A 16,823-nucleotide genomic window follows, 5' to 3' on the forward strand; every position below is an offset into this window, starting at 1 on the left:
CCGAAGCGGGTTCATCGTTCGACTTGCATGTGTTAAGCACGCCGCCAGCGTTCGTCCTGAGCCAGGATCAAACTCTCCGTGAATGTGTACCGGTAATCCGGTCACACACACGAGAGCGGAACCAGGAGAAGGAATAGTCCCCCCGGTCCACAGCATCCTCGCTGTGTGTCTCTTCAAAGGAACCCAAACCCACAACAGTCATAAAAGACTGCCGAGAGTCAGGGGTATCAACATATCTGGCGTTGACTTTTGGCACGCTGTTGAGTTCTCAAGGAACGGACACTTCCTTCGTACTCACCCCGACCATTCAGCCGAGGCTTTCCTCCAGGCGTTTCCCTTCGGTGTTTCCGACTCTATCAGATCCTTTCGGCTCCGATTTCCCTGTCGGCGGGATTGTCTTCCCGGCCTCGCGGCCGTTCCGACGTTTCAAACTCTAGCCCATTTCCCGGGCGGCTCCTAATCGAGCCGTAGAATTGCAATTCGGGCATGCCGAAAGAATTCCCGCAGGAAGGTCGTGCTGAGAGTTTGGTTTGCCGCTACTGCGGCGGGAGTGCTGCCGCCGCAACCTTCCGGCTCCGTGGCAACTCGAAGAACCTTACGGATCGCCCAGGGGGCTGTCAAGCGACGTCAGAGAGGGTCCAACCCCGCTGTCAGTCCAGGTCCTTGAGGCGGCCGCTCGCATCGGGCTGGGCGTGTTCGACACGTTTCAGCAGGCGGGTCAGGACCTCGCCCAGTGCCGTGCGGTCCTCCGAGGAGAGGTCCTGGAGCAGCTCCTCCTCGAAGACGGTGGCGAGCCGCATGGCCTCCAGCCACTTCTCGCGTCCCTCGACGGTCAGCTCGATGTTGACGCGGACCCGGTTCGACTCGTCACGCTCCCGGGTGACGAGGCCCTCGCCGACCATCCGGTCGATGCGGTGCGTCATGGCGGCCGGGGTGAGGCCGAGCCGCTTCGCGAGTTCGCCGGGGCCCAGCTGGTAGGGCGCGCCGGAGAGGACGAGTGCCTTCAGTACCTCCCACTCGGCGTTGCTCATGCCGAGGGTCGCCGTCTGCCTTCCGTACGCGACGTTCATGCGCCGGTTGAGACGGGAGAGCGCCGAGACGATCTTCTCGACCTGGGGGTCCAGGTCGTGGAACTCGCGCTGGTAGGCGGCGATCTGTGCCTCGAGGGTGCGCTCGACCTCGCTGGGGGGCTCGTCCATGGGCAGTGAGTATGACACGTAGGGACTTGGCATCGAAGTCCTTCTGTGTGTAGTGTTTAGCTTCGAACTTTAGCTTTGAAGTCTTCACTCCTGCAGTGGGCGGGATGGACGCAGCGGGGGCTATGCCTCCGACCAGTGAAAAGGGCAGGTGAAAGTGACCAGGGCGATGGGCGCGCTGCGCCGTATCCAGACAGGCAGCTTGCTGAGCGCGTTCGGCATCGGCTTCACGGTGCCGTTCCTCTACGTCTATGTGGCACAGGTGCGGGATCTCGGCGCCGGTACCGCGGGAGTCGTGCTCGGCGCCTTCGCCATGGCCGCCCTGATAGTCCTTCCCCTGACCGGACGCACCATCGACCGCCGGGGCCCGCTGCCGGTGGTCGTCCTCGCCTCGCTGGTCGCCGCTCTGGGCGCACTCGGCCTCGGTTTCGCGACCACGCCGTCCGCCGCGGTGGCCACGGCGGCGGTACTCGGCGCCGGTACCGCGGTGATACAGCCCGCCCTCGCCACGATGATCGTGTGGTGCTCCACCCCGGAGCGGCGGACGCGGTCCTTCGCCATGCAGTTCTTCCTGCAGAACCTCGGGCTCGGCATCGGTGGCCTGCTCGGCGGCCAGATCGTCGACGAGCACCGGGCGGGCAGCTTCACCGTGCTCTTCTCCATCGAGGCAGCAATGTTCCTGGTGCTCGCCGGGATCGCCGCCACGGTGCGGATACCGGGTTCGGCGGTCCTCGGGGAGAGCGCGCCCCGTGAGGAGCCGGGGGCCGGCGGGCTGCGGGCGCTGCTCGGGCACCGCGCGATGGTGCAGCTGTGCGTGCTGGGCTTCGTCCTCTTCTTCGCCTGCTACGGGCAGTTCGAGTCGGGGCTCTCGGCGTACGGCGTCGAAGCGGCCGGGGTCACGCCCTCGACGCTCGGCATCGCGCTGGCGGCGAACACCGCCGTGATCGTGATCGCCCAGTTCGCGGTCCTACGGTTCGTGGAGCGGCGCCGGCGCTCCCGGGTGATCGCCGCCGTGGGGATGCTCTGGGCACTGGCCTGGGCCTTCGCCGGATACGCGGGACTGGGGCACGGCAGCCAGGCGATGGCGACGGCGGCCTTCATCTCGACGTACGCGCTGTTCGGGCTGGGCGAGGCGATGCTGGCGCCGACGGTGCCGCCGCTGGTGGCCGATCTGGCGCCGGAGGGCATGGTCGGTCAGTACAACTCGGCCTTCGCCCTGGTCAAGCAGCTGGCACTGGCGGTGGGACCGGCGGTCGGCGGCCCGATGGGCGCCTCGCTGCACGCTCCGTACATCGTCGCCTTCCTGCTGATATCCCTCGGGATCACCGCGCTCGCGATACGGCTGGGGCGCCGGCTGGCACCCGTGCAGGACCGGCCCGCCTCGCGCGGCAGCCGGATCGTCGCGCAGGGCCCGGTGCGGACGGAGTCGGCGCACGCCTGAGCGACGGCGCCCCAAGGACGCGCCGCGGCCGCCAGGCGGAGAGGACCGACGGGCGAGGAGGTGACCGCCGAGGCGGGTGGGAGCGTCAGGCGGGGACATGGCCGTCGCAGGCGGACATGATCCTCGGGCGAAGGTGAGCGTCAGGCGGACGTGTCCCGCTCCGCTCCGCGCTCGCCGTCCGAGCCCTGCTTGCTCCCCTGTCCGTGGCCCTGTCCCTGCTTCTTCTCGGGTCCTCGGCCCGGTGGCTTCTCCCGCTCGGCGGGCGGGTCCGACTGCGGCAGGGCGAACTCGCACCAGACCGACTTGCCCCCGCCCGGAGTACGGCGTGAGCCCCAGTTGGAGGCGATGGTGGCGATGATCGAGATGCCACGTCCGGTCTCGTCGCCGGGTTCGGCGCGGCGGCGGCGCGGGAGGTGCTCGTCGGCGTCGGTGACCTCGACGATGAGCCTGCGGTCCGTGCGCCGCAGCTTCAGGCGCATCGGCGGTGTGCCGTGCTGGAGGGAGTTGGCGACCAGCTCGCTGACGGCGAGGACTCCGAGATCGCGCAGTTCGGTGGGGAAGCGCCAGCTGGCGAGGACGCCCGAGGCGAAGGCGCGGGCGCGCGGCGTGGCCTCGATGCCGCCGAGCAGGTCGAGGGCGGCGTTGCGGAAGAGTTCGCCGCGCGCTCCGGCCCGCGAGGGGTGCTGGAGGACGAGCACCGCCACATCGTCGTCGTGGTCGGCGGTGACCCCGGCGGCACGCAGCAGCCGGTCGCAGATGGCCGCCGGGCTGCCGGTGGCACTGGCGAGGGCGCGCTCCAGGGCCGAGACGCCGACGTCGATGTCCTCGCCGCGGCGTTCGACCAGGCCGTCGGTGTAGAAGACGGCGGTGGAGCCCGGGGCGAGTGGGACCGAGCCGGAGGCGTGCAGCCAGCCGCCGGTGCCGAGCGGTGGGCCGGTGACCTCGTCGGCACGGTGGACGGTGCCCGATTCGTCGCGTACGAGGATCGGCAGGTGGCCCGCCGAGCTGTAGACGAGCCGGCCTTCGTTGGGGTCGTGCACGGCGTAGGCGCAGGTGGCGATCTGGTTGGCGTCGATCTCGGTGGCGAGGCCGTCCAGGAGTTGGAGCACCTCGTGCGGAGGGAGGTCGAGCCGGGCGTAGGCGCGTACGGCGGTGCGCAGCTGGCCCATGACCGCGGCGGCGCGGACACCGCGGCCCATGACGTCGCCGATGACCAGGGCGGTGCGGCCGCCGCCGAGGGTGATGACGTCGTACCAGTCGCCGCCGACCGCGGCCTCGGTGCCGCCGGGCTGGTAGGTGACGGCGATCCGCAGGTCGTCGGGCTCCTCCAGTTCCTGGGGCAGCAGGGAGCGCTGGAGGGTGACGGCGGTCTCGCGCTGGCGGCGCTCGCTGGTGCGCAGGCGTTCGGCGGCCTCGGCGTGGTCGGTGACATCGGCGGCGAAGATCAGCACCCCGCTGTCGGGGGTGCCCGGATCGCCCTGCCCGGTTTCGATGGGAGTGCAGGTCAGGGTGTACGAGCGGCCGCCGGGCGCCTTGCGGGACTTGACCGTGCGGGGCTTGCCGCTGCGCTGCACCTGGTCGAGCAGGGCGGGCAGGCCGAAGGCCTCCAGCTCGGTGAGGGTCTCGCGGGCGGGGGTGCCGAGGGTGCGCGGGCCGAAGGTGTCGACGTAGGCGTGGTTGAGATAGCTGAGGCGGTGCTCGGGGCCGTGGACCAGGGCGACGAGCGCGGGGATGCGGTCGAGCACCTCGCGCGCGGGCAGTTCGCCGACGGAGCCCGCGGCGGCGGTGCGCTCACCGCGGGCCGCGGGTACCGAGCTCTCCGTACGCCGTGGGGTGAGTCCGCCGTTGTCGGCGGTGCGCGCCGCGGTGCGGCGCTGTGTTCCGGGGAGCCGGGCGCTCCAGCGCGTGAAGTTCACCGATGCACGCCTCGTGTTGTGGTGGTCGGCTGCACGCCGTGGGTAGTGGTCGGCCTGCCCGTACGGCCGGTGGGTCCCGCGTGGCCCGGGTCGGGGTGCACGGGGCGGGTGTCGTACCCGTTGGGGAACTGCACGGTGTGAAGCCTCGTCAGGAGTGGGAGGCGGGCGAGCCGCCAGGGTCAGCGGGAACAGTGTGGCGGACCGGACCGGTATTCGTCAGACGCCCGGGGCACGGGGCGGAGTTCCCGGTTCCGGTGGGCGCCGCCCCAGTGTCGTGCCCGTGGGTTTCCGTTGCTTGTCCGGTGCTTGTCCGTTGCCGGACTTCTGGTGCCGTCCGGTGCCGGGTTCTGGTGCGGTGTGCTGCGTATGCGGTGCGGGTCCGGGTGCGCGGTGCGGCTCCGGCGTGGTGGCCGGGGCGCGCCTTGCGGGTACCGGGCGCGCGCCGCGGGGATCCGGCCGGTGCGCATGACGCGATTCCGGATGGTTCTGGGTGGGTATGGGTGGTTCCGGATTTTTTCCGGGTGCTTCCGGAGCGAATTCAGGGCGAGCCCTCCGCGGTGCCTCCACCCTCGCGCGTACCGCCGTCTTTGTCACCGCCCCCGGCACCGCCTTCTCGGGCCGGGCGGGAGCCGGGCCCCGGGCGGCCGCCGCCGGCCGCGAGGGCGAACTCGGCGCGCGGGTGCTCCAGGGAACCGAGCGAGACGACCTCGCGTTTGAAGAGGCCGGAAAGGGTCCATTCGGCGAGGACCCGGGCTTTGCGGTTGAAGGTGGGCACCCGGCTCAAGTGGTAGGCGCGGTGCATGAACCAGGCCGGATAGCCCTTGAGTTTTCGGCCGTACACATGGGCGACGCCCTTGTGCAGGCCCAGCGAGGCGACCGAGCCCGCGTGCTTGTGGGCGTAGGCGGCGAGCGGGCGGCCGTGCAGGGAGGCCGCGAGGTTGTCGGCGAGGAGCTTCGCCTGGCGCACCGCGTGCTGGGCGTTGGGCGCGCAGACCGCGCCCTCCTCCTTCGCCGTGGTGTCCGGCACCGCGGCGGCGTCGCCCGCGGCCCAGGCGTGCGGGGCGCCGTCGATGCTCAGGTGGGTGGTGCACTTCAGGCGTCCGCGCCCGTTGAGGGGCAGGTCGCTCGCGGCGAGCACCGGGTGCGGTTTGACGCCGGCCGTCCACACCAGGGTGCGGGTCGGGAAGCGGGAGCCGTCGCTGAGTTGGGCGATGCGGTCCTCGCAGGAGTCGAGGCGGGTCTCCAGGCGGACGTCGATATTGCGGCGGCGCAGTTCGCGCACCGTGTAGCGGCCCATGTCCTCGCCGACCTCGGGGAGGATCCGGTCGGTCGCCTCGACGAGCAGCCACTTCATGTCGGTGGGCTCGATGTTGTGGTAGTAGCGGGTCGCGTAGTGCGCCATGTCCTGGAGTTCGGCCAAGGCCTCCACACCCGCGTAGCCGCCGCCGACGAAGACGAAGGCCAGGGCCGCGTCGCGGATCGCGGGGTCGCGGGTGGAGGAGGCGATGTCCATCTGCTCGATGACGTGGTTGCGCAGGCCGATGGCCTCCTCGACCGTCTTGAAGCCGATGCCGTGGTCGGCCAGGCCGGGGACGGGCAGGGTGCGCGAGACGGAGCCCGGGGCGAGCACGAGTTCCTGGTAGCTCAGCTCCAGGGAGCCGGTGCCCTCCTCCTCGGTGGCGAGGGTGCTGAGCACGGCGGTGCGCTTGGCGTGGTCGATCGACTCGGCCTCGCCGATCAGCACCCGGCACCCGCCGAGCACGCGGCGCAGCGGCACCACGACATGGCGCGGCGAGATCAGTCCCGCGGCCGCCTCCGGCAGGAAGGGCTGGTAGGTCATGTACGGATCGGGGGTGACCACCACGATCTCGGCCTCGCCCCTGGCCAGCTCCGCCTTGAGGTTCCGCTGGAGCCGCAGCGCGGTGTACATCCCGACGTAGCCGCCGCCCACGATCAGAATGCGCGCGCCCGGCGCCGGGCCCGGGGCCGTCCCCCGGGAAAATGCAGCCTTCACCTGTCCATGAGGCATCGGCGCGGCGCGTTTGTCCACAGGCTCGTCAATTTGTGTGACGGGAAGTGGAGCGCTGAGCGACCGCACAGTAACCCGGCGCTCGTACGAGAGAACGCAGGTCAGAGTGGGTGCGGGGGTGGCTACTGCCGGGTACCCGGGGCACCGGAGCGGAGCCGGTTCCGATCGGCGGGAGGACCATGGTGAACGTTCCCCTTCTGAATTGACTGCACCTCAACTATCTTCGTAAGCCGTCGGGGTGTCGGGGGATGCGCTCGGCGGGCTGTAACACCAGGCCTGCCCACGACTGCCAGTTCCTCGTTCTCTCCGGCTGCCAGCAAGGCAGGGAGCGTCTCCGGGGGGAGACGTCAATAAACCGGGGGAACGGTCATGCATATCCATGATGCTCATTGGTCCGGCGCGACTGCGGTCGCTTCCGAGGTGAAGGTCGCCGCGCGCGGACGCAGGCCGGCCGACGGCCGGACCACCCCGCTGCGCGTGGACGCGCAGCGCAATCTCGAACACGTTCTACGCGCGGCACGCGAGGTGTTCGGCGAACTCGGCTACGGGGCGCCGATGGAGGACGTGGCCCGCCGGGCACGCGTCGGCGTCGGCACGGTCTACCGCCGCTTCCCGAGCAAGGACGTACTGGTCCGGCGGATAGCCGCGGAGGAGACCTCGCGGCTGACCGAGCAGGCCCGCGCGGCGCTCGGGCAGGAGGACGAGCCGTGGTCGGCGCTCTCTCGCTTCCTGCGCACCTCGGTGGCCTCGGGCGCCGGGCGGCTGCTGCCGCCGCAGGTGCTCCAGGTCAGCGTCGGGGACACCAAGGAGGTGGTCGGGGACACGCTGGTGCCGCAGCAGCGGCTCAACGGCGAGCTGCCGGTCACGCCCGAACTGCGCCTCGTGGGACGGATATCCGGCCCGGGCGAGGGCCCGGACGCCGAGTCGAACACCGCAGAGACCGCCGAGGCGGGTGACGACGGAACCGGCGCCGAGGAGCTCCTGGAGGTGGTCGGGCGCCTGGTGGAGCGCGCCCACGAGGCGGGCGAACTGCGCGCGGACGTGGCCGTCGCCGATGTCCTCCTGGTCATCGCGACCGCCGCGCCCTCGCTGCCCGACCCGGCCCAGGAGGCCGCCGCCTCCGCCCGCGTCCTGGAGATCCTGCTCGAAGGGCTGCGCGCCCGGGGAGTACGGCAAGGGGTCTGAGGAGAGGGTCGGCGCAGGCCGGTCGCCAAGGGGCGGCCGGTGCCGGAAGGCTGAGCGGTACCGGAAAGCCACCGGCCCGTACGGCAGCCGACCGGCCACCCGTCGGGGAGACCGCCGGGGCCGGAGGCCGTCCGTACCGGAAGGCCGACGCCGGGAATCGACGCTGCCGAGGGCGCTCTCCCGGTCCGTACCGGAGGCGAGTGCCGAGGATCTCAGGAACTTCCGGCGTCTACGGCGGTTCTGGACATTCGACCGTTACGGGCGGGCAGTTCGCAGGGCCGACCGAGGCGGCGGCGGAAGCCATCACCACAGGATGCCGCGGGAAAGCGGCCCTGGGACGGCTTCGCGGGAAGTCGACACCAAGGAGTGGAAGGCACCCTTGCGCCACGCGGGCAACCGCTGTCCGTGTGACACTCTTGCCCGGTAAACGACCGGTGAGCAGTGACCCAGAGGGCGGCGGAGGCAGTCCGCGATGAGTGGTGACGGGCGGGACGAACCGCTGCACGAGGGCGGCGGCGCCGACGGGCTGTCCGCCCGCAAGGTGCCCGGACAGGGCGGTCCCGGCGGACAGCCCGGGCACCGTACGGGCCCGGAGACCGGAGCACAGGACGCCGGGGGCGGCGGGGCCGCGGAGGAGTTCAGCGTCCCGGCGCAGCGCGACCCGGTCGGCGGTGAGGGCGCGGGCGCGCTCACCGGTTCGGGTGAACTTCCGCCCGGCGACGGTGACTTGCTGCTCCGGATGCGCGAGGGCGACGACACCGCCTACGAGGAGCTGTACCGCAGGCACGCCGACGGGGTGCGACGCTACGCGCGTACCTGCTGCCGGGATGCCGACACCGCGGACGATCTGACCGCCGAGGTCTTCGCCCGCATGCTCCAGGCCGTCCGCGGCGGGGCCGGACCCGAGTACGCGGTCCGGGCCTATCTGCTGACCACGGTCCGCCGGGTCGCCGCGGGCTGGACGAAGTCCGCGCGGCGGGAGCACCTCGTCGAGGACTTCGCGGTGTTCGCCGGTCAGGCCGCGCGCAGTGCGGAGGCGCCGGACGACGAGACCGTCGAACAGGGCGCGGATGTCCGCGCCATGCACGAGGCCGAGCAGACCCTCGCCATGCAGGCCTTCCGCAGCCTGCCCGAGCGGTGGCAGGCCGTGCTGTGGCACACCGAGGTCGAGGACGAGGCGCCGAGCAAGGTCGCCACCCTCTTCGGTCTCGACGCCAACGGCACCCGGGTCCTCGCCAGCCGGGCCCGCGAGGGACTCAAGCAGGCCTACCTCCAGGCCCATGTCAGCGCGACCCTGACCACCGACGGCGAGTGCGCCCGCTACGCCGACCGGCTCGGCGCCTACGCGCGTGGCGGACTGCGCAGCCGGGCCGAACGCGGGCTGCGCAAGCACCTGGAGGAGTGCGCCAAGTGCCGCCTCGCCGCGGGCCAGATCCAGGAAGTCGCGGGCAGCATCCCCGCGGTCGTCCCGGTCGCGGTCATCGGCTGGTTCGGCGCCGCCGGGTACGCGAAGGCCGCGGCGCTTTTCGCGGGCGGCACGGCGGGTGCCGGTGCCGCCGGAGCGGCGGGCGCGGCGGCGGGCAGCGCGGGCGGATCCGGTGCCTCGGGCGGCGCGGCCTCCGAGGGCCTCGGCGCCCCCGCGAAGGCGGGCGCGGCGGCCGGTCTGGTGGCCGTGGCGGTCGCCGTGGTCGCCCTCGCGCTGGCGGGCGGCGACGGTTCCGAGCCCGCCAAGAAGCCCGTCGCGAAGCCCCCGGCCTCGCAGCCCGCGGCACCCGAGGACCCGCCGCCCGCCGCCGAGGACAAGCCCGCACCGCCCGCGGACAAGGCCGAGCCCGCACCGCCGAAGGCCCCGCCCGCGGCGGAGCCGAAGCCCGCGCCGGAGGACGAGAAGGACCCGCCCTCCCCCGAGCCGACGCCGACCACCCCGGACCCCACCGAGCCCACGCCCACCGACCCGCCGCCCGAGAGCCCGACACCGCCGCCCCCGTCCGAGGTCTACCAGTGGAGCGAGCTCTCGTACGGACTCTTCGGTGACGGCACCGAGCCGGAGATGCGCCTCGGCAGCAGTCTGGTCTGGCAGCGCGACAGCGTCTCCATCAGCGGCACCCGCTACCAGAACGGCGTGACCGTGAGCGGCAGTTCCTCGGTCACCATCGACCTGAACCGCGACTGCTCCGCCTACGACGCCCTGGTCGGCATCGACGATCTCTCCCTCGGCCTCGGCAAGGTCCGCTTCACGGTCTACGGGGACGGGGCGCAGCTCTACCGCTCCCCGCTGGTGAGCGGCAAGGACCCGGCCCGCCCGGTCCACGTGAACCTCACCGGCGTCGAGACCCTCCGCCTGGTGGTCGAGCCGAACGCACCCGTGGACGCGCTGGTCTCGGCGGACTGGGCGTCGTCGCGGATGAGTTGCTGAGGCCGCTGGTCCACGGCCGGCTTCGAGGCTGGTTCCCGGCTCCGGCCCGGGTGGCCGAACTGGTCGGCGGTGGGCGCCACTTGGCGTTCGCGGGCCGGGCGAGCGGCCGACCGGGCGGGCGAGGCCGAGTTTCGGATCGCGTCGCGGGCTGCTGACCGCCGACTGCGAAGGGCTGAGCGGGGGCTCCCGGCTCCCGGCTCCCGGCTCCCGGCTCCCGGCTCCCGGCTCCCGGCTCCCGGCTCCCGGCTCCCGGCTCCCGGCTCCCGGCTCCCGGCTCCCGGCTCCCGGCTCCCGGCTCCCGGCTCCCGGCTACGAACTGCGGGGCGGGGGCCCGGGTTTCGGGTCCGGGTGCGCGTCGGTCTGTTCGGGTGCGGCTGGTGGCGGTTGCGTGCCGGTGACGGCGGTGAGTTCGGTGAGGAAGGCGTCCTCGGTGAGGGTGAGGCCCCTGCTGAGTTCGCGGACGAAGCCCTCGACTCCGAGGGCGGCCTCGCCGTGTTCGCGGACGTGCCGGGCCTCGCTGAGTTCGGGTTCGGTGCGGGGGACGCCCCGGCGCTGTCCGGCTGCGCCTTGGAGCCGGGCGGCCCGGGCGGGCTCGCCGAGTTCGCCGAGGAGCCAGGCGGCACTGTCGAGCAGGCTCGCCACCACCAGGTCGGCGCAGCTCGACGCCAGGGCGTACCGCAGCGCCTCGACGAGCAGCGGCAGCCCCGCCGCGGCACCGGACTCCGCGGCCACCAGCCTGGCCTCCAGTCCCCGCATCGCCGCGTGGAACTGCGGCGGCGGTGAACTGCGCGCCGATTCCGCCTCCGCCGCCTCGGCCTGCTCCCTGGCCAGGGCGAGGTTGCCGTCGCTGAGGGCGATGACCGCGTGCAGGAAGCGGACGAAGGCGCGGGCGTCCGGGACGGCGTAGCGCTCGGACTCGTCGCTCGCCTCCTTCAGGATCTCCAGGGCGCTCTCGCGGTCCCCGGCCCGGAAGGCGGTCTCGGCGAGCCGGGCGCGCAGGAAGGGCGACTCCGCGTGCGCCCCCACCTCGCTGGCGTGCCGCAGCGCCTCCCGGTACTCGTGCGCGGCCTCGTCGAGGTGGCCGCGTGCCATCGCCGTCTCGCCCGCCGCGCTGCACACCTGGGCCCGCATCCAGCGGTCGCCCACCCGCGGGCCGAGCTCGCGCAGTTCGGCCAGGTTCGCGTCGATCTCCCGCATGCCGCCGGGCCGGTCGACGGCCAGGTGGGTACGGAACATCAGGGTGACGCCGACATCCCAATCGGTGCCGTGGCGGCGGCAGTTGGCGAGAGCGCGGTCCATCGCGCCGGCGAGCGCGCCGGAGCCTTCGAGCATGAAGACCGTGAACGGCCAGATGGTGCCGGGGAAGACGGCGGCCTGCGGGACGGGCCGGTCGAAGGCGGCGCGCAGCCTTGCCAGTTGGGTCCGCCGGGGCTCCTCGGTGAAGACATTGGTGCCCCGGGTCTCGGAGATGAGCAGGAACTGCTGCAGCCGCAGGTACATCCGCGTCCAGAAGAGGGGGTGCGCCTCCTCCTCCGGGGTGGGGCCGAGGCCCTGGGCTCCGGCGTCCTCCGGGGCCTCGCGCCCGAGGTCCCCGCCTCCGTCTCGGGCGGCGTCTCGGGCAGCGTCGCGGGGGCCGTCACCGTCCCCGTGACCGTCTCCTTCACCGCCACCGCCACCGCCACCGCCACCGCCACCGCCACCGCCGTCGCCGTCGCCGTCGTCCGGCTCGCCGAGGCCGTCCCGCTCACCGAGGCCGAGGACGAGGGAGATCCATTCGATGCCCTCGCCGCGGTAGTTGCGCAGCCACCAGAACCAGCTCATGGTCAGGGCGAGCCGACAGGCGGTCTCCTCCTCGCCTGCCCCCGCGGCGCGGTCCAGGGCGGCCCGGATATTGTCGAGTTCGCTCTCCAGGCGCTGGATCCACGGGAGTTGGCCACCGGTCCGCAGTTGCGAGTCGGCGCGCTCGGCGAGCGCGAGGAAGTACGCGGCGTGCCGGCGCTCGGCGGCCGCGCGCAGACCCGGGTAGGCGGCGGCCCGTTCGGTGGCGTACTCGTGGATGGTCTCCAGGAGCCGGTAGCGCATCCCCCCCTCGCCGCCGGAGCCCACCGGCCCCGCGACGACCAGGGACTTGTCCACCAGCGCGCCGATCAGGTCGGCGGCGGGGCCGCTGCACACCGCCTCCGCCCCGGGAAGGTCCCAGCCGCCCGCGAAGACGGCCACCTCGCACAGCACGGTGCGCTCCTGCTCGTCGAGCAGGTCCCAGGACCAGTCGACGACGGCGCGCAGGGTCTGCTGGCGCGGCAGTACGGTACGGCTGCCGCTGGTGAGCAGCCGGAAGCGGTCGTCGAGGCGGTCCGCGATCTGGCGCGGGGTGAGCAACCGGAGCCGGGCGGCGGCGAGTTCGATGGCCAGCGGGAGTCCGTCGAGGCGGCGGCAGATCTCGGCGACCGCGGCGGCCTCGCGCCCCGGGTCGAAGTCCGGCCGTACCGCCGTGGCCCGCTCGGTGAAGAGCCGCAGCGCGGGATCCGGCGGCAGCGGTTCCACCGGACGTACCAACTCCCCCGGTACGCCGAGGGGTTCACGGCTGGTCGCGAGCACCGTGAGGCCGGGGCAGCGGGTCAGCAGCGCCTCGGAGAGTTCGGCGGCGGCGGCGATGAGGTGCTCGCAGTTGTCGAGGATGAGCAACAGCTCGCGGCCCGCGCAGTGTTCGACCAGGATGGTCAGCGGGTCCTCCTGCACGGGGTGGGTCTCCCCGCCGCGGCGCAGCATGGTCTCCCGCAGCCCGAGCGCCGTCACGACGGCACCGGGGACGGCCTCGGGGTGGTCGAGCGGGGCGAGTTCGGCGATCCAGGACCGCGGATAGCGCGCCGCCGCCTCCTCCGCGAGCCGCGTCTTGCCCGAACCGCCGGGCCCGATCAGCGTGACAAGACGAGAACGCCCCAAGTCGTCCTGTATGGCGTCGAGTTCGGACTCCCGACCGACGAAGGAGGTCAGCCGGGGGCGCAGATTGCCCTGCCGGGTGGCCGCGGGGGTATGGGGCGGGGGGCCGTCAGGGGGGAGATCAGCACCGAAGTGGGCTTCTCCGGGGTGGAGTTCAGTGGGGTGGGGTTCGGCGGGGGGAGGTTCGGCGGAGCGGAGTTCTGCGGCGTACGGCTCGGGTTGCCCGGGTCGGGGGGCGCGTTGCTCTTGGGGGCGTGGGCCGCCGGTGGAGGCCGTGGGGCGTGGGTCGGTGGGATACGGCTCGGCGGGCCCGGGGGCATGGCCGGCGGTCTCGTGGGCGTCGGCTACGGGCTCCGGTGGCCCGTACTCAGCCGGTTGCGTCAACCTCGCGCCAACGTACGGCTGTTGAGCCTCCCGCCCTGCGGCGCCCGGAGCGGTCGTCAGCAACTCGGCGTGCAGGGAACGGAGTTCGGGCCCGGGCTCGGTGCCCAGGCCCTCGTCCAGGGTACGGCGGGCCCGCTCGTACGCGGCGAGGGCGTCGGCCCGGCGGCCCGCGTCCCGCAGGGCACGGAGCAGCAGGGCGTGCAGCTGCTCGTCGTAGGGATGGGCGGTGGTCAGCTCGCGCAGTTCGGGTACGAGTCCGGCGGCGCCGCCGAGGCGCAGTTCGGCCTCCGCGCGGGAGCGGACCGCCTCCAGGCGCTGGGCTTCGGCGCGGGCGCCCGCGCCGCGGTAGGGCAGGTCGTCGAGGGCGGGCCCGCGCCAGAGCGCGAGCGCCTGGCCGAGGAGGCGGGCAGCCTGACCCGCCTCGTCCCGCTCCAGGGCCGTACCGCCCTCGGCGGCGAGACGTTCGAAGGCGAAGAGGTCGACGTGTTCGCGGGGGACGGCGAGGCGGTAGCCGCCCGGTTCGAGCAGGACGGCGTCCCGGCCGAGCACCCGGCGCAGGCGGCCGACCAGGGCCTGGAGCGCGGCGGGGGCGTCGCCCGGCGGGTCGTCGGCCCAGACCTCGTCGATGAGGAGCTCGGCGCCTACGGTGCGGTCCGCGCGCAGCGCGAGCGCGGCGAGCAGCGCCCGCAGGCGCGCTCCGCCCAGGGGCAGCAGTTCGCCGTCTTCGCCGCGCACCTCGGTGACGCCCAGGATTCCGTACCGCACCCGCCCATTCTCACCGCTCGGACGGCTGAGGTCGCAGGGCTTTTCCGCGTGGCGGGGCGGGGGCGGCGATCGAGGGGCCGGGTGGCGCGGAGAGGGAGTGGGGGCGGGGGCTGAAGAGGAAGAGGGGAGAGGGGAGAGGGAGAGGGAGAGGAGAGGGACGAGGCAGCACGGCAGGCAAAAGGTGAGCGGTGGAAGCGATGGGGACGGGCCGCGTGCAGCGTGCAGCGGGCGGCGCTGGCCGGATGACAAGTGACGGGTGACAGATGACGGATGACAGATATCAATGACTGTCATCCGTCATCTGTTACGTGTCACCCGTCAGCCACACGCCCACCTCCACCCGCCCCCACCTGCCGCCACCCGCCCCCCTCAGGCCCCCTCACCCCTGAGCCGCCCCCAACGCCCCCCGCTCCGGCACCACGCTCCCCGAGGGGACAGCGCGCTGGCGGCCGGGAGTGCCGCTCCAGCAGGTGCCGCGGCGGGCGATGAGGCGGCCGAGCCAGAGTTCGAGGGAGACCAGGTCGGCCAGTCCGTCCAGCGGCAGCGGGGCGCCCTGGGACGCCGCGCGCAGGGCCTTGCGGACCACCCGGGCCTCGATGAGGCCGGCCTGGGCGAGCAGCGGGGCGTCGAAGAGGTCGAGCAAGTCCCCCACGGCCACCCGCAGCCCGGTGCGCATCGCGGCCGTGGACCCGGGCCCGGGGGTACCCCACCCCGGCGGCAGTTCGGCGACCCCGGCGCCCTCCAGCACGGCGCGCAGGATGGCAGCGCGCGCCCCGGGCTGCACCCGCAGGGTCTCGGGGAGCGCCCGGCAGGCCCGTACCACCTGGTTGTCGAGGAAGGGGGCGTGCAGGCGCTGGAAGCGGATCTCGGCGGCCTGTTCGAGGACGCGGAGGTCGGCGGCGTGCCGGGCGAGCGCGGCGCGGGCGCGGAACTCCCCGGGGTGCTGGCCGGGGCCCGGGCCGCCGCGGGCGGTGGCGCCCTGGAGGCGAACCGATACTTCAGCGAGGGCCTCGCCGGTCAGCCAGCGCGCGGCGGGCCCCGGTCTGCCCCAGGACAGCGCGGCGAGGGTGGCGCCGAGCGGCTCGGCCGGGTCCGTGAAGGCGCGGCGCAGCAGCCGGTCGGCGAGCGCGTCGATGCCGGTGCGGTACGGGGTGCGGGCCAGGCGCCGGGCCGCGCCGTAGACCCGGGCGGGGACCAGGACCGAGCCGTCGGCCTTGGTGAGCGCGGCGACGGGCCGCAGCAGATGGCGCCGCTTGCGGTCCATCAGGAGGTCGGCGAGGCGGGCCGGATGGGCGTCGAGCACCTGGCGGGCGCCGTAGCCGGTGAAGTGGTCGGCGCTGCCGGAGGCGAGCCGGTTGCGGTGCCGGGCGGCGCTGATCAGGGAGGGGCCCGGTTCGTCGGTGAGGGGGCCGTCGAGTTCGCCGAAGGGCAGCGACTCCTCGGCCGCGGCGACCACCACATGGTGCAGCCGGGGGTTGGCGGCGAGCGCGCCGGCCCGCTCGACCTCGGCCTCCCGGCCGGGCACCACCAGGTCGTTGAAGGTGACCGCGAGCAGCCGCTCGCCCGCGCCGGTGCCGTGGCCGAGGACGGTGCCGGGCATGCCGGGCAGCCCGGCGGCGAGCAGCGCGAGGGTGGCGGAGGCGGTGCCGCCGGAGAGGTCGGCGCCGATGCCCGGCACCGGCAGCCGGCGCGGGCCGCGCCGCTCCTCGGGTCCCATGCCGGGCACCGGACCGGCGTCGATGCCCTCGCCGGGTACGTGGCGCGGGGCGGCGAGCCGGGCGCGTACCGACTCCACGAGGGCCTCCTGGACGCCGTGCACCGCGCTCTCCGCGTCCTGGGCCGGGGCGGCGACGGCGAGCGAGGCCACCGGTTCGTACCCGGCGATCTCGCGCGCCCCGGCCCGCAGGATCAGGGCGTGGCCGGGCGGGACGCGGCGCACCCCGAGGTACGGGGTCGAGTCGTGCAGCGCCTCGGGGACGTCGGGGGCGGCGAGCAGGGCGGCGAGGTGGCCGATGTCGAGGTTGGCCTCGACGAGGTCGGCGAGGGGGAGGGCGGCGGTGGCGTAGGCGGTGCCCTCGTGCCAGGGGGTGTGGAAGACGGGGCGGGCCCCGGCGAGGTCCCCGCAGACGGTGATCCGGCGGCCGACCTGGACGACCGCGGTGTAGCTGCCGGGCCAGTGGGTGAGGTGGCGCAGGGCGCCGCCGCGGGCGGCGAACAGTCCGATGCGCAGCTGCTCGTCGCTGGCGCCGCAGATGCCGAGGACGGCGATCCTGGTCCCCTGGTCGGCCTGGACCACGCGGACCTCGTCGGGGCGCCAGTCGCCGACCGCCCACAGCGGATCGGGGTCGCCCCACAGGAGGTGGGCGCCGACCGGCTGCACGGTCTCGCCGTTGGTGCCGGTCACTCCGGCGGAGCCGAGGTCACGGGGCCCGGCGGCGGTACTGCTCCACCCCACCAACCACCGCATCGCCGCCTCCACAGGCTGTGGACAACAAGGGCCGCCCGGCAGGACTCCGCGGGTGGCGGTGCCGTCTCCGCGAGGCCGGGGCCG

General features: G+C 73.6%; 8 protein-coding genes and 1 rRNA gene. 3 read left to right on the forward strand and 6 right to left on the reverse strand.

The window, feature by feature from the left end; genetic code table 11:
- Window positions 1-83 (reverse strand): 16S ribosomal RNA (locus HFV08_RS05945); the annotation flags it as partial.
- A gap of 567 nt (window positions 84-650) precedes the next feature.
- On the reverse strand, window positions 651-1,199 hold the full coding sequence (locus HFV08_RS05950; RefSeq protein WP_168536597.1) for a MarR family winged helix-turn-helix transcriptional regulator: 549 nt from the start codon (window positions 1,197-1,199) through the stop codon (window positions 651-653).
- Window positions 1,200-1,365: 166 nt separating this feature from the next.
- Between HFV08_RS05950 and HFV08_RS05955 the strand changes: the two genes are divergently transcribed.
- Window positions 1,366-2,637, forward strand: a complete 1,272-nt coding sequence (locus tag HFV08_RS05955; protein WP_168537141.1) for an MFS transporter — start codon at window positions 1,366-1,368, stop codon at window positions 2,635-2,637.
- Between the two features lie 140 nt (window positions 2,638-2,777).
- On the opposite strand, the gene HFV08_RS05960 is transcribed toward HFV08_RS05955, so the two are convergent.
- The gene (locus HFV08_RS05960; protein ID WP_168536599.1) at window positions 2,778-4,553 is read right to left on the reverse strand and encodes an ATP-binding SpoIIE family protein phosphatase; all 1,776 of its coding nucleotides are present in this window, start codon (window positions 4,551-4,553) and stop codon (window positions 2,778-2,780) included.
- Between the two features lie 538 nt (window positions 4,554-5,091).
- Complete coding sequence (locus HFV08_RS05965) at window positions 5,092-6,582, reverse strand: NAD(P)/FAD-dependent oxidoreductase (RefSeq protein ID WP_168536601.1); 1,491 nt, start codon at window positions 6,580-6,582, stop codon at window positions 5,092-5,094.
- Between the two features lie 369 nt (window positions 6,583-6,951).
- Between HFV08_RS05965 and HFV08_RS05970 the strand changes: the two genes are divergently transcribed.
- Together HFV08_RS05970 and HFV08_RS05975 are read left to right on the forward strand one after the other, a co-directional pair.
- The gene (locus tag HFV08_RS05970; protein WP_168536603.1) at window positions 6,952-7,767 is read left to right on the forward strand and encodes a TetR/AcrR family transcriptional regulator; all 816 of its coding nucleotides are present in this window, start codon (window positions 6,952-6,954) and stop codon (window positions 7,765-7,767) included.
- A gap of 472 nt (window positions 7,768-8,239) precedes the next feature.
- On the forward strand, window positions 8,240-10,183 hold the full coding sequence (locus HFV08_RS05975; protein WP_168536605.1) for a sigma-70 family RNA polymerase sigma factor: 1,944 nt from the start codon (window positions 8,240-8,242) through the stop codon (window positions 10,181-10,183).
- Between the two features lie 309 nt (window positions 10,184-10,492).
- Here the strand turns inward: HFV08_RS05975 and HFV08_RS05980 are convergent, their stop codons facing one another.
- Together HFV08_RS05980 and HFV08_RS05985 are read right to left on the reverse strand one after the other, a co-directional pair.
- Window positions 10,493-14,272: an AfsR/SARP family transcriptional regulator gene (locus HFV08_RS05980; protein WP_312885411.1), complete on the reverse strand. Its 3,780-nt coding sequence runs from the start codon at window positions 14,270-14,272 to the stop codon at window positions 10,493-10,495.
- A gap of 379 nt (window positions 14,273-14,651) precedes the next feature.
- A complete protein-coding gene (locus tag HFV08_RS05985; protein ID WP_168536609.1) occupies window positions 14,652-16,739 on the reverse strand; it encodes an asparagine synthase-related protein in 2,088 nt (695 codons plus the stop codon).
- Window positions 16,740-16,823: the final 84 nt, after the last annotated feature.

It is taken from the genome of Streptomyces physcomitrii, from assembly GCF_012273655.1.
Lineage (GTDB): Bacteria > Actinomycetota > Actinomycetes > Streptomycetales > Streptomycetaceae > Streptomyces > Streptomyces physcomitrii.